This is a genomic window from Microcystis wesenbergii FACHB-1317, from assembly GCF_014696875.1.
GTDB lineage: Bacteria > Cyanobacteriota > Cyanobacteriia > Cyanobacteriales > Microcystaceae > Microcystis > Microcystis wesenbergii_A.
On record NZ_JACJQV010000158.1, the window covers coordinates 1 to 19711 of the forward strand.

Below are 19711 nucleotides of genomic sequence, written 5' to 3' on the forward strand. Positions count from 1 at the left end.
TGTGCAGCAAGGGTTTGTCCCCCATAGCCTAATTCTAAGACTGTTTGGGCCATGAATCTTCTTTTAGCTGCACCTTTTAATTGAAGTGCAGTTTCACTGAGCAATTTCTTGAGGGAATCAGTTAATTCCATATACACTTACAAAGAAAAACTTGATTAATAATGTACAGGATTAATTCTACTACAAAATTGGCAGGAGGAGGCAACCATCGACCCCTACCTCCTACACTCCGAGAATGATTATTATTCTTGAGCATGAATAGTTTATTTTTTGGAAGTCCCTTAACTGCTGTAAATCCGACAGCAAGCTGACTCAGCAATTTAAGCGAAAATTCTGCCATTCTCTAGAATGCCATTCCGGGTTAATCTGGGTTTTGTGACAATTTATGGCTAAATTTTAAGAGGCAGTATGGAACGCACTTTCTTAATGATTAAACCCGACGGTGTGCAGCGCAATCTGGTGGGGGAAATTATTCAACGCTTTGAAGCTAAAGGTTTTACGCTGGTTGGGTTGAAAATGATGCAGGTTTCTAGCGAATTAGCGGAAAAACACTACGCTGTTCATAAAGAACGACCCTTTTTCCCTTCGTTGGTCGATTTTATTACTTCCTCCCCCGTGGTAGCCATGGTTTGGCAAGGAGAAGGAGTAATTGCCTCCGCTAGAAAAATTATTGGCGCCACTAATCCTCTCAATGCCGAACCTGGTACGATTCGCGGTGATTTTGGCATTAGTGTCGGACGCAATCTTATCCATGGTTCCGATGGTCTAGATACCGCCAAAGATGAAGTTAGTCTCTGGTTTAGCGATGCAGAATTGGCTAATTGGACTCCCGCCATCACTCCCTGGGTAGTAGAGTAAATCCCTTTGAAGCTGTCGGTTGTCAGTATTCTCCGAGTCAGGAAATAGGAGATAGGGTTTTGGGTTGATAGGGTGGTCATTGCGTGCGCGTTGCGGGGGGTGTTGGGGTGTTAGGGTTTTAGGGTTTTAGGGTTTTGGTTGAAATTCCCCCACTTCCCCACTTCCCCACTTCCCCACTTCCCCACTCTGCAACAACTCCTCCTACATACTTTGTGCTTTTTGTCAAAAAAACTTTTTTTTTGCAATAAAACTACACAAAAAAAAGATCATCGTTGTGGGTGAAATTGACTAATTTACCTGTCTGAATTAGGATCACTCTCTAGGTGTGGCAAGGGTTGAAACCCTTGCTGCCTAAAAAAGCACAAAATACCCCATTATGAGATTCAGTAAAATCGCTGTAACCATTGTAACATCGTTGTTAAATAAAAATCTTTCTCAATTAATTTTTAAGAATTTGTAAATATTGCGAAATGTTAATTTAAATATTCTCAAGTTTTTGGAGTCAATGAATAATTTTTGCTTATCTTTGTCTAACATTGAGTTAGGAGATAGGAGTCAGAAGTCAGGAGTCAGGAGTCAGGAGATTATTTTTATTTATTCTTCCCACACTCCATTCCCCCACACCCCACACCCCACACCCCACTTCCCCAATGCCCAATCAAGGCTGGATTTATCGAGATAAAATTAGCAAAAATCAGGCAGGATTAAGCTTATTAGCCTACTATACGGGCAAATATCCCCATTCTAGCCCAGAAGAATGGCTCGATCGCATTTTATCGGCAGCAATTCTAGTCAACGGTCGTCCCGCTGGCCCCGATACAGTCTTAGAAATCGGGCAGCAATTGACCTATCAGCGCCCGCCTTGGACAGAACCGGATGTACCGCTCTTTTTTGAGGTACTCTACGAGGATGCCGAGGTGTTAGTGGTGGCGAAACCTTCGGGATTACCGGTGTTAGCGGGGGGTGGATTTCTCGAACATACTCTTATCCATCTGGTACATCAGCATTATGCCGATGTCACTCCCTATCCAATTCATCGTCTTGGTCGCGGCACTTCGGGCCTAGTCTTAATGGCGAAATCAAAGCCCGCCAGAGCTAAATTGAGTCAACAGATGCGAGAGGGGAAAATTACCAAAATATATCGAGCTTTAGTGGGTCGGGGCGACATACCAGATAATTTTACTATTAATCAAGCGATCGGGAAAATCGCCCATCCCATTTTAGGCTATGTTTACGGTGCGCTCGCAGATGGGTTATCGGCCCGCAGTGATGGTCGAGTCTTAAAAAAACATCCCGATAGTACCCTATTAGAAGTACAAATTTTTACGGGCAGACCCCATCAAATTCGCATTCATCTGGCCTTTTTTGGCTATCCTTTAATCGGTGATCCCTTGTATGGTCTGGGGGGATTACCGCGACCGGATGCAGTGCCGGGAGATGGTGGTTATTATCTCCATGCCAATCAAATCCTTTTCAATCACCCCAGTACAGGGGAAAGAATCTCTATTTGTTGTCCAGCGCCGCCGGAATCAGTTATCAGTTATCAGTTATCAGTTATCAGTTCACTGAGAAAACTCCCCACACCCTACACCCCACACCCCACACTCTGCCCCCAGGAAAAACTTTTTGCCGCAGACCCTATTTAAAACCCCCCAAGCTCGATCGCCAGAGTCACTAAAAGACCACTTCGGTAATCACACCCTTAATCCCCCCTAAACGATAGCGAGAAACTAACACAATTCGATACAATATTGTCAACAAGCATTAAGCGATTTAAACTATCGATCGAAGGTAAAAGTCCCGAAGTTATCGAAATCTAGGGGGAGACAAAAACAAGCATGGGTAGAGTAGTAGGCATTGATCTAGGGACAACTAACTCCGTCGTCGCCGTGATGGAAGGCGGAAAGCCAGTGGTCATCGCCAACTCAGAGGGCATGAGAACCACCCCTTCTGTGGTCGGTTTTAATAAAGATGGGGAGTTAGTGGTCGGTCAAATGGCCCGGCGACAAGGGGTACTCAATCCCCAAAACACCTACTATGCAGTCAAACGCTACATAGGTCGTCGCTACTCGGAATTAAACCCCGAATCGAAGCGCGTCCCCTACACCATCCGCCGGGATGAGATGGGCAGTATCAAAATTAAATGCCCCCGTCTGCAAAAAGAATTCGCCCCCGAAGAAATTTCCGCCCTAGTTTTACGCCGATTAGCCGAAGAAGCCAGCCGTTATCTAGGGGAAGAAGTCACTGGGGCCGTCATCACTGTCCCCGCCTATTTTAATGACTCCCAACGTCAAGCCACCCGGGATGCGGGCCGAATTGCCGGGTTAGAAGTGCTGCGGATTCTCAACGAACCCACCGCCGCTGCCCTGGCCTACGGTCTCGATGAACAGGAAAGCAAGAAAATCCTCGTTTTTGACCTGGGGGGCGGTACTTTTGATGTTTCTATTCTGGAAGTGGGTGACGGCGTTTTTGAGGTGAAGGCCACCAGTGGCGACACCCAATTAGGCGGTAATGATTTCGATAAAAGAATCGTCGATTGGTTAGCCAATCAGTTTTTGGAACAGGAAGGCGTGGAGCTGCGCCAAGACCGGCAAGCCTTACAAAGACTCACAGAAGCGGCAGAAAAAGCCAAAATTGAACTATCTGGGGTCAGCGTCACCGATATTAATCTACCCTTTATCATCGCCACGGAAGACGGGCCTAAACACATCGAAACTCGCCTGAGTCGGGCCCAATTTGAGGAATTATGCGGCGATTTAATCAGTCGTCTCCGTCGTCCTCTCAAACGGGCCCTTTCCGATGCCGGTTTGTCCCCCGTCCAATTAGACGAAGTGGTACTGGTGGGCGGCGGCACGCGGATGCCGGTGGTGAAGGATTTGGTGCGGAGTTTTATCGATAGGGAACCCAATCAAAATGTTAACCCTGATGAGGTTGTAGCGGTCGGGGCGGCTATTCAAGCGGGAATTTTGGGCGGCGAGGTCAAAGACGTGCTGCTCCTCGATGTGACCCCTTTATCCTTGGGTTTAGAAACCATCGGCGGTGTGATGAAAAAGTTAATCCCCCGCAATACCACTATTCCCGTCCGCAGATCTGACCTTTTTTCCACTTCCGAAAATAATCAAACTGTGGTGGAAATCCACGTTTTGCAGGGGGAAAGGGAAATGGCCAGCGATAATAAATCCCTGGGACGTTTTAAATTAACCGGTATCCCCCCCGCGCCCCGGGGTATTCCCCAAGTGCAGGTGTCCCTCGATATCGATGCTAACGGTATTCTACAAGTCACCGCTAGGGATAAAATGACCGGACGGGAGCAAAGTGTCACCATTCAAGGCGCTTCTACCCTCAGCGAAGGGGAAATTAACCGCATGATCGGCGATGCTGCCCGATTTGCCGAAGCAGATCGTACCCGTCGCGAAAAGGTGGATAAACGCAATCGCGCCCGCTCTCTGGTGGATCAAGCCCAACGACGCTTAAAAGATGTTACTCTCGATTTTGGTAATGAGTTTACCCGTTCCTATCGTCGTCAAATTGAGTCTTTGAGTACGGAAATTATCGACGCTTTGGAGAAAAATGATGACCGTCGCCTTGATCGCGCCCAGGCGGACCTACAGGATGTAATCTATGAATTAAATCGCGAGGTACGGCTACAATACGACGAGGAAGATGAGGGCTTTTTTAGCGCTATTCGCAAGACTTTTACTGGAGATAAGGAAGATGATCTTCCCTCCGAACCGCGTCGCGATCGTTATCGCCAGGATTATCGTCCGGGTACACCGGGTTATCAAAGTGATTATCGACCCAATTATTCGGCTAATCAAGATAGTTATCGCCCCCGCAATCAGGACAATTACTATAATGGCCGCGATAGCGATTGGTCAAGTCCCCCCCCTTCGGAGGAAAAAAGTTATAACAATAGTAAAAGTAACCGCAGCAGCGGCAATCGTTCCCGCAATATTCCCCCCCAAAATAACTGGGATGATGAGGATGATGATTGGTTTTAATCAGTGATCAGTAAACAGTGATCAGTAATCAGTGAAAAGGCAGTGGGAAACTACTATTTAATACTGCTCACTTAAAACTCAAATCTGATAACTGATAACTGATAACCGATAACTGATAACTGATAACTGATAACTGATAACTGATAACTGATAACTGATAACTGAATATATGCCACAATTAGTTAATTATTATGATGTTTTAGGAGTATCTCGCACGGCTACTGGTGACGAGATCAAAAAGGCTTTTCGACGACTAGCGCGCCAATATCATCCTGATGTTAATCCGGGGGATAAATCGGCCGAAGAAAAGTTTAAAGATATTAATGAAGCTTACGATGTTCTCTCCGATGAAGAAAAACGGGTTGAGTATAATCGTTCCTTGACGGGGATTAAGCGCCGCGGGATACGTCCGGGGGAAAAAGCCAATAGTAACGGTAATGGAAAAATCACCCGTACAGAACAGGATTTATGGAAGTTTAGAGATTTTAGTAACCTTAACACTAAGCGCGCTAAAATTGCCTCCTCTCCCCGTTTAACTCGTCGAGATGTGGAGGCAAAATTAACTTTACCTTTAGAGAAAGCCTATCAAGGTGGCAGACAAAGAATTCGTCTGGAAGATGGTAGATCAATAGAGGTAGATATGCCGGCAGCCATGATCGATGGGCAGAAAATTCGTCTCAAAGGTCAGGGTATTGAAGGGGGTGATTTATATTTAAAAATAACTATCGCTAGGCATCCCTTTTTTAAGATTCAAGGTTCCGATATTGTCTGTCAAGTACCGATTACTCCTAGCGAGGCAATTGTGGGCGGTTTTGTGGAAATTCCCACCATTGACGGTTTAGTTAAAATGATGATTCCTAAGGGAGTTAAAAGCGGTCAAAGATTACGTTTGGCTAATAAAGGTTATCCCACTTCCCAAGGAGAGAGGGGCGATCAATTAGTGGAAATTCTCTTAGTTAATCCTCCCGATCCTAGCCCCCAAGAATTAGAACTTTATCAAAAAATACGGGCGATCGAAACTTTTAATCCTCGTCAAGGTTTATAAAGATTATGCTAGGTGGGTTACGGTCTATTTTTTATTGATCAGAAGTCGGTTATCAGTATTCAGTGGTTAGTGGCTCTTCGGTTTGTGTTATGCAATGGACGGGGGTTATAAGGGATGGAACCCTTATATAGAAAGGCATTTAGCGATTTTTGTCAATTGTTTTTGCTCTAGAGCGAACTAATCAATTAAGTCTCTTGCCAGATAAGGATTTACTCGATTTATGCCCCCCTATCGAACCATACCAAGTAACGAAGAGCCTGGTTAGTATTCAGAAGACAGCTTTTTCTCCCTGCTCCCCCGCAACGGATCGACTGAGCTTCGCCAAACGTCCGAACGTCGCGCACGAAGTGGTCTCCCCACTGATAACTGATAACTGATAACTGAAAAATACCCTTAATTCCTGTCTTTTTATGATAAATATAATTGATACAATTCAACCTTTTTATCCTCTAGCTTTTAAGGCTATTCGGGGCAATTTAGAGGGAACCCAAAAACAATTATTAAATACTCTGCAAAAAATCGATCGCTCGCGGGGGGAATTTTGGGGACAATGGTTAATCTCCCAATTATCAGAATCCCTCAGTTTTAGCGATTCTCGCCTATCGCAAAGCCTCTGGGGGTTAAATTTCCCCAATCCGGTCGGATTAGCGGCAGGATTCGATAAAGACGGTTTAGGGGCAGGACTTTGGCATAATTTCGGCTTTGGTTTTGCCGAGGTGGGTGCTGTCACCCTAGAAGGGCAACCGGGCAACCCAAAACCGAGATTATTTCGTTTACCGGAAGATTTGGCGGGATTAAACCGTATGGGGGCAAATAACCTCGGAGCGCCGGTTCTAGCGGCAACTCTCCAGCAATCTTGGCAACGACAACCCCGACAGATTCCCATCGGTATTAACCTCTGTAAATCGAAAAATACGCCCCTAGAAAAGGCTCCAGAGGACTACTTAGGCAGTTTTCGCTATTTATTCCCCCATGCTGATTATTTTGTCGTTAATGTTAGTTCTCCCAATACCCCCGGTTTGCGTTCCCTGCAAAGTGGGGAACAACTCGATAAAATCCTCGACATTTTACAAACAGAAAATCAAGGCAGAAAACCCCTATTAGTGAAAATTTCTCCCGATTTAGAATGGGAGGATATCAGAACAATTATTGAGTTAGCTTTCTCCTACCAATTAGCTGGAATTGTCGCTACTAATACCACCACTAAACGCACGGGATTAAAAACCACAATTCTGCCTGAAACTGGTAAACCAATCACTGAAGAAGCAGGGGGAATTAGTGGGCAACCTTTGCGGGAACGTTCCACGGAAGTGATCCGTTTTATCTATCAGCAAACCGAAGGCAATTTACCGATAATTGGAGTGGGAGGTATTTTTTCTGTCGATGATGCTTGGGAAAAAATTACCGCCGGTGCGAGTTTATTACAGATTTATACCGGTTGGTTATATCGAGGACCTTGGCTAGTATCAAATATTTTACAAGGATTAACAGAAAAATTAGAGGCTAATGGGTTGACTAATATTAATCAAGCGGTGGGTTGGCAAGCTAACCGAGGATGAGCCAATTTTCTCCGGTAATTAGCAAGAATGTCGGAAAAATTAGCTAAAATGTTATCTGTTCCCTTTGGGGATAAGATAAGATAATTAGGATAACTACAATAGGACTGCTCTAAAGACTACAGCTAGATAAAAATCGATCGCCAAGTATGGAACTTTTTAACCAAACCACAATTCTATGTCAAAAAAATCATTTTTACCCGGTTGTTTAGTCGTCCTAGGACTAACAGCAGTAACCGCAGGAGGTGTCTATCTTTATCTACGAGGACAACTACCTTGGCAAAGATTCACCCCCTTAGAATCGGCAAAAGTTATCCCAGAAACTGCTTTCGCTAGTAGTTTTGTCTCCACGGATGCAAAAGCTTGGTCAGTGTTAGCTAAATATGGTACACCAGAATCGCGAACTGCGGTTAGTCAAGGACTAGAAGAGTTACAAAAAAATATCTTCACCGATAAGATTGATTATCGAAGGGATGTTGAACCTTGGATCGGTAGTATTAGCTTTGCTTTCCTTCCCGCAGCTACCCCCGGACAATCGGAATTATTAACGGTTATCGGCATCAAAGATAAAATTAAAGCGTCAGAATTCCAGAAACAACTAGGACAAAAAGTTAATCGCAAAACTAGCACCAGTGACTACAAAGGTATTACAATTACTGCTATAGATTGGCAGGATAATACCACCATTTATACTGCCGTTACTGGCGATTTTTTGTTGATATCCTACGATAAAAAGGTGTTAGAAGCGGCGATCGATACCTACCAAGGACAGCCATCTTTTAGCAGTAAACCGGAAGTGAGAAAACTGCTTTCCCAATCCCTCAACCTACCCAATACCCTAGCAACAATTTATATTGATGATTATGCCAAAATATTGGGAGCAGATGCTAATTTATCTCCCCAAAGTCGGCAAGAATTAGCAAAAATTCAGGATATTGTCGCAGGAGTGGGTGTCACCGATACGGGATTACAGTTACAAATGGTGGCTAAACTTGCTCCTGAAACTATTTCTAACCTACCTTCCCCCAGCAGAAATCAAGTTTTAAATTATTTACCCGGAGATACCATTGCACTCTGGAGCGGTAATAATCTTAAACAGGGATGGGAAGAAGCAGAAAAACAGTCCCAAACTAACCCAGAATTACAAGCTTTTCTACGTCAGATCCGTGAGAATTTTCAGATGGCAACCCTTGACGCGGATAAAGAAGTTTTTAACTGGATGGATCGAGAATTTGCTTTCGGAATTATCCCCAACCAGCAAGGGGTGGGAGGGTTAGGTTTTGGGGGAATGATGATCTGGCAAACCGGCGATCATAAAGCGGCAAAAACTACCCTCGATAAGTTAAATGAATTGGTGAAAACTGTTCCCTTTATCACCATAAAAAACAGTCAAATTTCTGGCCAAGATGTGACTGAATGGAAAGCGGAAGAACAAGCTATTTTAACCTATGCTTGGCCTAATAATGATACCCTAAAAATGACCGTCGGAATTCCCTATCAACCGCAACCGAATCAACCGATTAGCAAAAGTGAGAATTTCCAAGCATCGATCGCAAATTTGCCTAAAAATAATCTCGGTTATTTTTTCATCGATGTGGAGCAAATTATCGCTAAAGCAGGGGGAATTAATAATCTTCCTGCCGGGGAATTAACCCCGGAAGCAAAGGCCTTTTTAGAATCGGTACGCGGGATCGGAATTACTGCCACTATGCCTGATAAAACCACCAGTAAAATTGATGTTTTATTTTCCCTGAAGCAAACTCCCTAAAAAGTAACCGACTAAATAAAGCGATCCACAGAGAATTATCTGACTATCGGCAGATTCTTGGATGGCTTTTTTTAGTCCTAGAAATACATCGGAACAAGTCTCTAGGTGAGATAATTCTGGACAAATTGAGGTCGCTAATTCCGCTAAGGTTTCAGGATTGGCACTGCTATGATCGGGGACGGGAACTAAATATAAACTATCGCCTTTTCTTAACAAAGCTTGGAATATTTCTCGATGATCTTTAGTCGATAAAATTCCCATCACCCAGATAATTTTTGGAGCCTTTAAACTATCTACATACTGCCTTAAACCAATAGCAGCAGCAGGATTATGAGCGCCATCTATTAAAATTTCTCGCTGACACCAATTAACGGTTTGTAAACGTCCTAACCAGCGAGTTTTTGCCATTCCTTCTTGCACGACTTCATCGCTAATTTGCCAACCTTGCTGACGTAAAATATTAACAACAGCGATCGCTATAGCCGAATTAGTTAATTGAAAATCTCCCGCTAAGGATAAAGGATATTCTAACCCTTGATATTTAGCACGATTATCGGCAATTTTTTCGGCAGCTTCTACCCATACCGTCGGACAATTTAACAGCTTGATTCTCTCCCTAACTACCCCCTGCGCTGATTCCGGTAATTGTCCGATAACTGCGGGACAATTTGCTTTTAATATCCCTGCTTTTTCGCCGGCAATATCTGCAACCGTCGGCCCTAAATTTTGCCAATGTTCCCGACTAATAGAAGTGATGACAGTAACTAAAGGTTGAGCGCAAACATTAGTCGCATCTAATCTTCCTCCTAAACCCACTTCCATCACGGCAATATCCACCTTTTCTCTGGCAAAATACAGCCAAGCAGCGGCAGTAATTACCTCAAATTGAGTAGGACTTTCCTGCTGGGGATCGATAAGCGATTCTATATCTTTAAGCAGGTTTTCTAAAGTCGCGGTTTCAATATTTTCGCCATTAATAGAGATTCTTTCCGTCCAATCAATTAAATGGGGAGAAATATAACGTCCGACTTTGTAACCGGCAGTGCTGAGAATAGAGGATAGATAGGCACAAACCGAACCTTTGCCATTAGTTCCCGTGACATGAATAATCGGAATTTGATCTTGGGGATTGCCTAAAATCTCCAGCAGATTTTTTATTCTTTCTAAACCGAGATTAACCCCAAAACGCTGAAAAGATTGCAGTAAAGAATCGATAGTCATGGTTGGCAAACTATAAATAAAGGAATCCGGGTAGGATTGATGCTCCTACCGGCACGGATAACCCTTTCTGTGGGTGGCAATGTCTAAAGTTTGACTAAAATGCTCGGTTCTTTTTGGATCGGTAAAACATCAAGAGAGTCAATATTAGCGCAGTATTTTAAATCTTCTTGACAGTGGAGACGCAAGAGGCGCTGACCGTGACTACAACTGTGGAACATTCCTAAAAGATCATTTTGCCATTGACGATAAAGAGCGATCGAGGCGATCACCTCATCATTACCGATCGCCATTTGCCCCGATTGTTCTTGTAGCGCATTGGCGATCGCTCCAGCACAGGCCGTATCTTCCAGAGAATAACCACCTTCCCAACCAGAGCCAACAATCCAGACGGTGTCGGGCTGCCTATCCAATAAGTAATTAACGGCAGCTTGCCGATTGATCATAGCCGCAGTGATCACGATTGGGGATTCTTCCACTCTTTGCAGAGCGCGAGTGCCGTTAGTGGTACTGATAAACAGACGACGACCTTTCATTAAATCAGGGGTACAATCGAGGGGAGAATTGCCCAGATCGCAGCCTTCTACTTTCGCGCCACCTCTTTCTCCTGCTCGGAGACGTTTTTCTGGTTGCCAGGTATCACTCACCTGCATCAGGGTTTTCAGATCGCTGAAGGTTTGCACTGCTTCTGCACCGGCATTGAGGGCAGTGGCGATCGTGGTTGTCGCTCTTAAAACATCGATAACGACGGCGCAATCGGGTAGAGTATGGACGGGGGTAAGTTCGGGAGTATGATAAATGAAAACCTGCACGAGTTATACCAAGTAAAAAGTAAAAGGGGAAATAAGCTCAACATACCGCCGCTCGGCTTCGCGCGGGCAGAAGAAAGACAAGGCCGATTTTATCACGATGGATGTCAGCTAGTTAAGCTGTTCGTCATTCAAATTGCTGGTGGAGATCAAGCAAGAGGCAATACCCCCCCGATGTCGGGGGGGCAGGGGGGGTGGGGGGTTGAGGGGCTAATCTCAGAATAAGCGGTTTAAATACGTCTTAGCTTATCAGTTGAAATGCCCACGCGGATCACAAAATTGGTCAATTGTCAATAGGGTTTGGGATGTTCTCACCCCAGATCGATCATCATAACGAAATGTTATAATTAATAATTATTATGCCTGCTAACTTCAAGATTCATGTCTGCTAAAGATCGTTTTCATGGTGCAGTGAGAAAAGGATTAGAAAAAGAGGGTTGGATCATTACGGATGACCCTTTAAGGATTGAAGTGGGTGATGTAGAAATGTATGTCGATTTAGGAGCAGAGCAACTGATAGCCGCAGAAAAAGACAATGAAAAGATAGCCGTTGAAATTAAAAGTTTTATCGGTAAATCCAGTATTTCAGAATTTCATACTGCCATTGGACAATTCTTTAATTATCGGGTTGCTTTAGAAGAAAAAGAACCTAAAAGACAGTTATATTTAGCTGTTCCCTTAGATATTTATTATAGTTTTTTTGAATTGCGATTTATTCAAACTGTCGTTAAACGATTTCAAATTTACCTGATTATTTATGATCCGATTGGGGAGGTAATTGTCGCATGGAAAAATTAGAACAATATCGTCACTATGTCAAGCAAGTCATTACTGAATATTCTCAGATAGGTTCATCTAAAGATCCGATTGAACAACAATTGATTTTTGATACAGTTGGCGATCACTATCAATTGATGTATGTTGGCTGGAAAAATAGACGAAGATATCATGGTTGTGTTTTGCATCTCGATATTAAAAAAGGTAAAATCTGGATACAACATGATGGCACTGAGGTAGGAATTGCCAATGAATTAGTTAATTTAGGTGTTCCTAAAGAAGATATTGTTTTAGCCTTTCATGAACCCCTAGTCAGAGAATATACAGGGTTTGCGGTGGGTTAATCTTAATCAGAGAAAAGCGCCAAATTCGCCTAACCTAATCATAGCTTAGGCGACAAACAGGATCAGCAAGAGATTTCGATTTTTTTACCTTTCTGTATTTTTTTGTTAACAAAACTTAACAATTATCGGCAAAATTTTGCTTGCTTTTATCGGCAGATTTTGAGATAATATTTTTAAAAGATTTTATTTATAATGGGAATCTGTGCGCTTAAAAAAATTTTGCAAAGATTCCCATTATAAGAAAAGCATAGCGCAAGTCGCCGGCAAAGTCAAGTCCTTCCCCATTAATTATGGGTTGGCTGAAAAAGTAGGGGCGAAGCATTGGGATAGAAAATCTACGGTTTCAGCGATAGGTTATTGTCCGACTGCTTCGCCCTGACAGGATGCGCTCGCAGATCAAGATGTGGTGAGTCATACCGCACAGAAAACGGGTTTCTCCGAGAAACCCGTTTTCTACTCATGCAAAAGGCAGATTTAGTATCAGACCAAATTCGGCAAAATTTTGCTTGCTTTTATCGGCAGATTTTGGGATAATATTTTTAAAAGATTTTATTCATAATGGGAATCTATGCGTCTAAAAAAATTTTGCACGGATTCCCATTATAAGAAAAGCATAGCGCAAGTCGCCAGCAAAGTCAAGTCCTTTCCCATTACTTATGGGTGCGAATTTCCAAGAATCAAAAAAGGGGGTTAGTGGGGGACTGGTGTTGGGGAGATTTTGCTGGGTTCGGTGAACAGTTATAAGTTATCAGGGATAAATTGTATCCTAAGCTACATTTTTCTGGCTAAAAGGGAAATCTTTATATTTTTTTGACAATCTTCAGGCACAGTTCTGTATTTCTCAAATTCTACACTTAGGTTTTCCTAAAATGGCTCAGGGCAGATTTGAACTGCCGACCTTGGGCTTATGAGTCCCCTGCTCTGACCAACTGAGCTACTAAGCCGTTGTTTACACAGTTATCAATCATAACACACAATCACCCAATTGCACAAGAGCAAAAAAGGGAAGATTTTTTCTTCCCTTGGCGGGCATCTTTAACGTCTGCCTGGCAGGAAAGCGATGGGATTAACTGCGCCCTGGCCGGAGGGGTGAACCTCGAAATGGAGGTGGGGGCCGGTGCTAAAGCCGGTGCTACCCATATGGGCGATTGGCTCACCTTGCTGAACAGTTTCGCCGCGACGCACCAGCAGACGGCTGTTATGGGCATAGAGAGTGACGCTACCATCGGGGTGACGCAGTTTCACCAGATTGCCATAACCACCCGAATTCCAACCGGAGGCGATTACTTCACCGGCAGCCGCCGCCACAACTGGTGTACCCACTGGACCGGCGATATCGATGCCGCGATGAGGTCTGCCCCAGCGCCAACCGAAACCGGAGGTTAACACACCTCTAGTGGGCCAGATAAAGCCGGTAAAAATCGGGGCGGGATTGGGTAAATACTCATCGGGATTAGTGAGGGGAGGAAGGGAAGGTTCTACGGTTTCGCCGACGGGAATTCGGAGGCGGTCATTATATTCTTCCACATTGGTAGGAGCCGAACCGATAATCTGGGGGGGGGTGCTTTGGTTAGAACGCGAACGAAGGGCGGTCCATTGGGGATTAGGGGTTATTTGCGGCTCATCGAGGGTTTCTGTGGGATTATCGACGGGAATAGCGATACTTTTCTGGGTTTCCGAAAGATTAGTTTCCCGCAGATTAGCCACCTCTTGGCGCAGTCTTTCCCGATAGCTGCCGGTGATATTTTCGGGGAATTCTTCCGTCCCCGTGGTGGCGGTGGCGGCGGGCAAATTTTGCCGATTGCTGGGGTTAAAGGACAATCTAGGGCGATCGCCGACTAAGGGGGTAAGATTTTGATTAACTCTAGCGTTGGCAGAGCGATCGGGAATCACTAGGGTTTGATTAACTTTAATCTGATTGGGGTTGTCAATGCCGTTTTCCCTGGCTAATTCGGCGGGGGTGATGCCGAGAGCGCGAGCGATCGTGTTTAAGGTATCCCCGGGCCGAACCCGATAAACTTGGTTTTCTGGGGGAACTATGACCCGAGGATTGGGAACGGCGGGAATTTCAGTCACAGGAGCCGGATTTCGTAGGGCGACGCTGGGAATTTCCGGTCTGCTGGTTAAGGGAGGATTAACGGGAATTGTGGCTACCGGGCGATCGCTTTCAGGGGTGGGAACGGGAATCGGGATCACCTGGCCAGTTGGTCGGGGGGATTCTTCGGGAGCAGTAACGGGAATCTCGACGCTAGTTGGCGAATTATCGGGAACGAGAGCGGTAGTTTCGGTGACGATTACCGTTTCCCCGGAATTGGACTGATGGGGGTTTTCCTCGGTTCGCAAGGCGGCCAAACTTTCTTGGAGACGTTGACGGGTTTGACGCAGACTAGCAGAGGAACTATCCAACTGCTCAGGAGTTGCTGCCGGGGCTGCCGGGGGCAACTGCTCAGGAGTGGGAATTTTTAAGGTTTGTCCGATAATCAGATCGGAATGGGGGGAGAGATTATTGCGGGTAGCGATCGCTGTGGGGGTGGTTTGATAGGTGTCGGCTAAACTCCACAGGGATTCTCCCGGTTTTACCTGATGCTCAACCACTGATGTGGCGATGAATTTGACGGTAGCAAGTGCTTGGGATTGGATTATTTGCGGTTCTTTTAGTTCTTTACCCGCACCTTTTGCTTTTTGGGACAGGTCAATTACTTCCCATTCTAAGGGTACAGAATTGGCGGCCTGGGCTGATTCTGAGGTGGAGTTGAGAATGCTAGGTACTCCCAGAGAGAGTGCTAATCCCAGCAGGGCAGCCGAGCAACGGACTCGGTTAGACTCAGCAGTGCAATTCTGTTCTGGGGTAGCGGATGTCATGGGGTTGTGGATAAAAGTCTCTTTCAAACAGACCTCCTGTGGTGTAAAGAGTTAGCTAGAACCAGTCAATTCAGCCGATGATTCTAGCTTTCAGCATTAGCCTTGAGGCTAGAGTAGAAGTTAGGCCACTTTCTTTTTAGTCAAAATACCTAAAGGTGACTTTTAGGTGAGATTAACTTAGATTTGGCAATCATGCAAGTCTCCCTCTGACCATTAGCACCGGGATCACGGCAAGTTGGTGACATTTTGAATGTCCAGATAGACGATGCTCTATCTCAGATGTTCCAAGCTGATCAGCATTTTTCGTCCTGCCAATTTTTGCCAGTTTTTTGATAGAAAATTTTTATCGGTTTTGCCGTTTAGAAAGAAATTATTAATGATTCGCTGCTCGAAAAGAGCAACGATAGCTATTGGGGGGGCAATAATTAGGGTTTGCGGCAAAAAGTTTTTCGTGGGTGTGGGGTGTGGGGTGTGGGGTGTGGGGTGTGGGGTGTAGGGTGTAGGGTGTGGGGTGTGGGATTTTACCGATTTTCAGGGAAAAAGTCAAAATTTCGCCTCCCACAAGGTTTTTAGATTTAATCAGCCAACCCTAATTAAAAAGAATACACGGCTGTTTTGATATTTTGGTAGTTATCATCTAGATCTGATTCTAGGAGAATAATCGCAGTAATTCTTCTAGTCATCTCGCTGACTTCCTGCACTTCTGCGATAGTTAATCCCCGTCCTAATAATTTTTCCTCGCGATAACTTAGCCATTTTTTAATGACTTGATAACCCCCGATAGTATATTCCCAAACCCGGGCCGGTATATTTTGCCAATAGGCTCGATCGTTGAGATAAATATCATAGGTTTTGGTTCCTAATAATTTTCGCATTTCTGGGCTAATTACGCTCATTTCTGTGGTTGTATATTGTCTGGCGATCGCTTTTCCTTTACCCGGCATTGTCACGCCATTTTTCCCCCCGTGTCCCCAACCAACGTTAATAATTAAATCCCCCTTATCTGGGTTTAAATTTCCCCCATCAGTGCAGGAAATCAAGGCGATTTTTTGCAGTGCAGGGGTCGGTTTTTTGGTGACTCCTATAACGGGGTTTTCTGTGTCTAAAAGAGAGGCGATCGCTTGTCCTAGTTCGGCAGATTTAATTAATAATTCTTGGCTATTGGGAAGGGGAATTCTTGGGAAGTCTTGACGAATACCGTCGGCATTTTCCCGAAGATATAAGGGAGAGTACCCAATCGCTAACGAGTGCAGCCAAATTAAGGAAGCATTCTCGATATTTTCATCAAGATTATTAATACCCAGTTGATTTAAGTATTGACGAGATTTTTCCGAGAGATTAGCTTTTATTGAAGGACTATTAAAGTTACCAGAATCGAATAATTTTCCTTGAGTATTATCTTCTGTATTCACCTTCTCTGAATTTTGACGTAATCGTATAGGAAAGTGATGAGATTGTCCTCGAATTACATGAAAGTCTGTTAAAAACTTGGTAAAATAAATAGGAACTCCTTCCGGTTCAGTTACACCAGCAGGACGACTGACTAAAAAGGAATTACCTTGAAATTGATGAATAAATAGCGAAGGTCTTGCTCGGTTCCATAAAGGTGTAATTTGAGTATAATAACACCATTTAACCTCATAGGGTCTGAGCAGATAAGGTAACAGCATTTGAGGATTAAATTTTTCGCGTAACTTTAAGACTTTATCTCTTGCTTTTTTGGCATTAAATCCAGCCACATCTTTAGTTAAACCTGTATTAAGTGATGCTAATTCTTCCCATGAAACATTTTGATTAAAGTATTTACTTATTCTTTCCGAAAGAATAGTTTTATCACTATCAATAAAACTATAGCCTCGATTCTCTTTATAACCTGTAATTGGAGCTTCATCAGATAAATCTGTTAACTTTGGCCATGCTAAATAGTGAGAGGAAACATCGGAGGGACGGAAAGAATAACGATTAGATAGTTCTGGGTTAGAGACTTGATAAAAAGCATCAAAATCTTGATTATTTAAACTATCTAATAACTGTTCTCGTTTAGCCACTCCCCAGAAATGGCGAAAATAGACATCAACATTTTTATTCCTTACTTCCTTTCTTACCATTAATCCGATAGTTGTCCCGACTCGAATTCCTTCCTTATTGTATTGAGTAGAAAAAACACTAGGATCTGGATTACCTTCGGGGGTTAACTTTCCCGTTTCGCGACTATCACCATTGAGACAATCAAACCAAAGACGATCAAATTCTTGTAAAAATCTTTGCCGCATCACCACAAAAGAAGGATCACCGAGATAGGAAAAATTAGAAATATAACAAACAACCCCTTTGCCAGTATTTTCTGAAATACATCTTTCCGCTAAACGAAAAAAGCGCACATATAACTCATCTAAATTAAACTTTTTAATCCCCCAATCGGAGATTAAACCCTGTTTATACACTTCTACTAAACCTGCTTCTTCTGCGGGACTGGTTCCAGCAAAAGCATTGTAGGGAGGATTACCGAGAATAACTAAAATCGGTTTACCGCGCTTAACTTCATCAGCTGCCTCTCGTTCCTTATTTAACTCCGGAAAACTTAATTGTAGCTGTTGAATTTTCTGTTTACTTTCCTCATCGGGGGGTTGCCAACCGGTTAAAGCATTAGTCAGATAAATCCCGACTCGTTCACTATCTTCTATTAAAGGTACACCCAAACTTTGCAGGAATAAACCTAATTGTAGATGAGCGACGACAAAAGGAGCGGTTAAAATCTCGAAACCGAAAATTCTTTCTATGGCTGCCTTTTTCACCAAAGCCATGGCTAAAGCACCCGCGCCATTTTCCTGTAAAGTATCGGTAATATAGCGCAAAACCTCGACTAAATAAGCACCAGTGCCACAGCAAGGATCGAGAATATAAACATCGGGATTAGCTAAACCGTCCTCAATATTTAATTCTTCTCGTAAAACTCGATCGACTCGCGCTACCATATAGCGAACAATTTCCGGAGGAGTGTACCAAACTCCCAATTCTTTGCGTAAATCAGGATCAAAAGCTTGCAGAAATGGTTCATAGAAATACTGTACCGCTTGTCCCTCATCGAATTGACGAAAAAATTCCTCTCGTCGCACTCGATTTAAAGCTGCACCAGTCCAATTCAAGACTTCTACTAATCCCAAAGATTTTAACTTACTCGGTGCAGCGATCTGCTCAAATAGGATCGCTAACATGGGAACATGGAGATGGTGGGCTGCGGATTTCCAATCGAACTTATCCTCGCGATTGAGGTTTTCCTTGTGCCATAATACCCAAGCGGAAAATAAACCATAAAAGAGGGTTTGCACGAGGGTAGAACGAAAAAATTTATTTCCCTGTTCCTGTTCAAATTTGATACCTAGGGCATTTTCTAAAGCTTGACGAATATTGGCCAGAGCGGGAAGATCGGAATGATGTTCTAAGCGTGCTTTTGCGTCCCGCGCATAGGAAGCAAGAAACCAAGCAACATCGGCTGGTGAGGTGATAGGAGCCGCCTGTAAAAGCACTCTCTTTAGGTATTCTAAGAGGCTATCACCCTGTTCGGCGGCGAATTTGGATGGATTTGAGGTTTTTAGCCAAAACTCGGCTTCTGAGGGGGCTAAACTATAGGCTTCTAATTCTACCGGTTGACCTTGGCTATTGCGGCCGATGAGCAGAAAATCGCGATAATTGGTGACTAATACTTGACCGTATTTTTGCCAGTATTTTTGTACTTGCTCGCTGGCGGCGATTTTTTTGACATCTTCTTTGGTTCCCTTAATCTCGATCGCGCCTCTTTCGGGAAAAATCGCCGTAAAAGGTTCTAATTCTTGATTTTTGGGGAATTGATCGACGTTAAAAAGTCCCCCGTCCGGCAATCCCGCACCCTGATTTCTGAGGTTGATAATGCAGCGCACTCGCAGTTTTAGGGTTTTACCGATTTCGTTAAGGAGAGTTTCGAGAGTGCCGTAGTAGGAGGTTTCTTTTACCGCTGCTTGGGAGGAGTGGATTTCGTGCAGGTTGCGAAAATAATTGACGAGGGGATTCATAAAAACTGTGGTCTAGATAATTAAGGTTAATCTTATAAAATTTTGTTACAAGATTGAACATTTCTGCTTTGAACGGTTACAATTCCCATTGTAAGTAGCCGGTTATATTTAAATTAAAAATCGATTTTAGGTTCGATCCCCCCTACCCCCCTTATTAAGCTGTCCTTTAGTCACATCTTTCTTAACATTTCAAACCTTTGTAGCACAAGGCTTTCAAGACTCGGTTAACAATTTGTAATATTCCTTGTTGACACCCTTACTGACAAAGAAAAAACTGAAATCAAGTCAGGATAAGGGTTGGAGTGCTTACTGCAAAAATTGTTAAGAAAGATCCCTATAAGGGATAGCTTATTAAGGGGGGTGCTGATAGGCGGGGGCTCTGATAATTTTTAACGCCTACCTACTTAATTATTGATCTCTCTTG

11 protein-coding genes, 1 tRNA gene and 2 pseudogenes are annotated in these 19711 nt (G+C 43.8%); 8 read left to right on the forward strand and 6 right to left on the reverse strand.

The annotated features are described in order from the left end of the window. Positions 1 to 131: pseudogene (locus tag H6F92_RS13815) on the reverse strand (ISAzo13-like element ISMae28 family transposase); the annotation flags it as partial. Between the two features lie 277 nt (positions 132 to 408). On the opposite strand from H6F92_RS13815, the gene ndk reads away from it, so the two are divergent. The 6 genes and pseudogenes from ndk (at position 409) to H6F92_RS13845 (ending at position 9228) form a co-directional block, all read left to right on the forward strand. Then, positions 409 to 858, forward strand: coding sequence for a nucleoside-diphosphate kinase (gene ndk, locus H6F92_RS13820; RefSeq protein ID WP_016515707.1), 450 nt, complete (start codon positions 409 to 411; stop codon positions 856 to 858). A 650-nt stretch (positions 859 to 1508) separates the two neighbouring features. Further along, a pseudogene (locus H6F92_RS13825) lies at positions 1509 to 2414 on the forward strand (RluA family pseudouridine synthase); the annotation flags it as partial. A 282-nt stretch (positions 2415 to 2696) separates the two neighbouring features. Then, positions 2697 to 4859 (forward strand): molecular chaperone DnaK, encoded by a 2163-nt coding sequence (gene dnaK, locus H6F92_RS13830; protein WP_190358379.1) that lies wholly within the window; start codon positions 2697 to 2699, stop codon positions 4857 to 4859. 169 nt (positions 4860 to 5028) lie between these two features. Continuing rightward, entirely contained in the window at positions 5029 to 5904 is an 876-nt protein-coding gene (locus H6F92_RS13835; RefSeq protein ID WP_190358380.1) for a J domain-containing protein, read from the forward strand. Between the two features lie 410 nt (positions 5905 to 6314). Next, complete coding sequence (locus H6F92_RS13840) at positions 6315 to 7463, forward strand: quinone-dependent dihydroorotate dehydrogenase (RefSeq protein ID WP_190358381.1); 1149 nt, start codon at positions 6315 to 6317, stop codon at positions 7461 to 7463. A 175-nt stretch (positions 7464 to 7638) separates the two neighbouring features. Then, the gene (locus tag H6F92_RS13845) at positions 7639 to 9228 is read left to right on the forward strand and encodes a DUF3352 domain-containing protein (RefSeq protein ID WP_190358382.1); all 1590 of its coding nucleotides are present in this window, start codon (positions 7639 to 7641) and stop codon (positions 9226 to 9228) included. Here H6F92_RS13845 and H6F92_RS13850 read toward each other — a convergent pair. Both H6F92_RS13850 and H6F92_RS13855 read right to left on the reverse strand, forming a co-directional pair. Then, on the reverse strand, positions 9202 to 10449 hold the full coding sequence (locus H6F92_RS13850; RefSeq protein WP_190358383.1) for a bifunctional folylpolyglutamate synthase/dihydrofolate synthase: 1248 nt from the start codon (positions 10447 to 10449) through the stop codon (positions 9202 to 9204). The genes H6F92_RS13845 and H6F92_RS13850 overlap by 27 nt on opposite strands. An 83-nt stretch (positions 10450 to 10532) precedes the next feature. Beyond that, positions 10533 to 11258 (reverse strand): 2-phosphosulfolactate phosphatase family protein, encoded by a 726-nt coding sequence (locus H6F92_RS13855; protein WP_002748299.1) that lies wholly within the window; start codon positions 11256 to 11258, stop codon positions 10533 to 10535. A gap of 378 nt (positions 11259 to 11636) precedes the next feature. On the opposite strand from H6F92_RS13855, the gene H6F92_RS13860 reads away from it, so the two are divergent. Together H6F92_RS13860 and H6F92_RS13865 are read left to right on the forward strand one after the other, a co-directional pair. After that, positions 11637 to 12053, forward strand: a complete 417-nt coding sequence (locus H6F92_RS13860) for a XisH family protein (protein WP_002766354.1) — start codon at positions 11637 to 11639, stop codon at positions 12051 to 12053. After that, entirely contained in the window at positions 12041 to 12376 is a 336-nt protein-coding gene (locus H6F92_RS13865) for a XisI protein (RefSeq protein ID WP_002748301.1), read from the forward strand. The genes H6F92_RS13860 and H6F92_RS13865 overlap by 13 nt, the downstream gene beginning before the upstream one ends. A gap of 870 nt (positions 12377 to 13246) precedes the next feature. On the opposite strand, the gene H6F92_RS13870 is transcribed toward H6F92_RS13865, so the two are convergent. From H6F92_RS13870 to H6F92_RS13880, 3 genes are all read right to left on the reverse strand, one after another. After that, positions 13247 to 13320: transfer RNA gene (locus H6F92_RS13870), tRNA-Met, on the reverse strand. Positions 13321 to 13411: 91 nt separating this feature from the next. Further along, positions 13412 to 15238: a peptidoglycan DD-metalloendopeptidase family protein gene (locus tag H6F92_RS13875; protein ID WP_190358384.1), complete on the reverse strand. Its 1827-nt coding sequence runs from the start codon at positions 15236 to 15238 to the stop codon at positions 13412 to 13414. Between the two features lie 593 nt (positions 15239 to 15831). Continuing rightward, entirely contained in the window at positions 15832 to 19287 is a 3456-nt protein-coding gene (locus tag H6F92_RS13880; protein ID WP_190358385.1) for a type ISP restriction/modification enzyme, read from the reverse strand. Between the last annotated feature and the right edge of the window lie 424 nt (positions 19288 to 19711).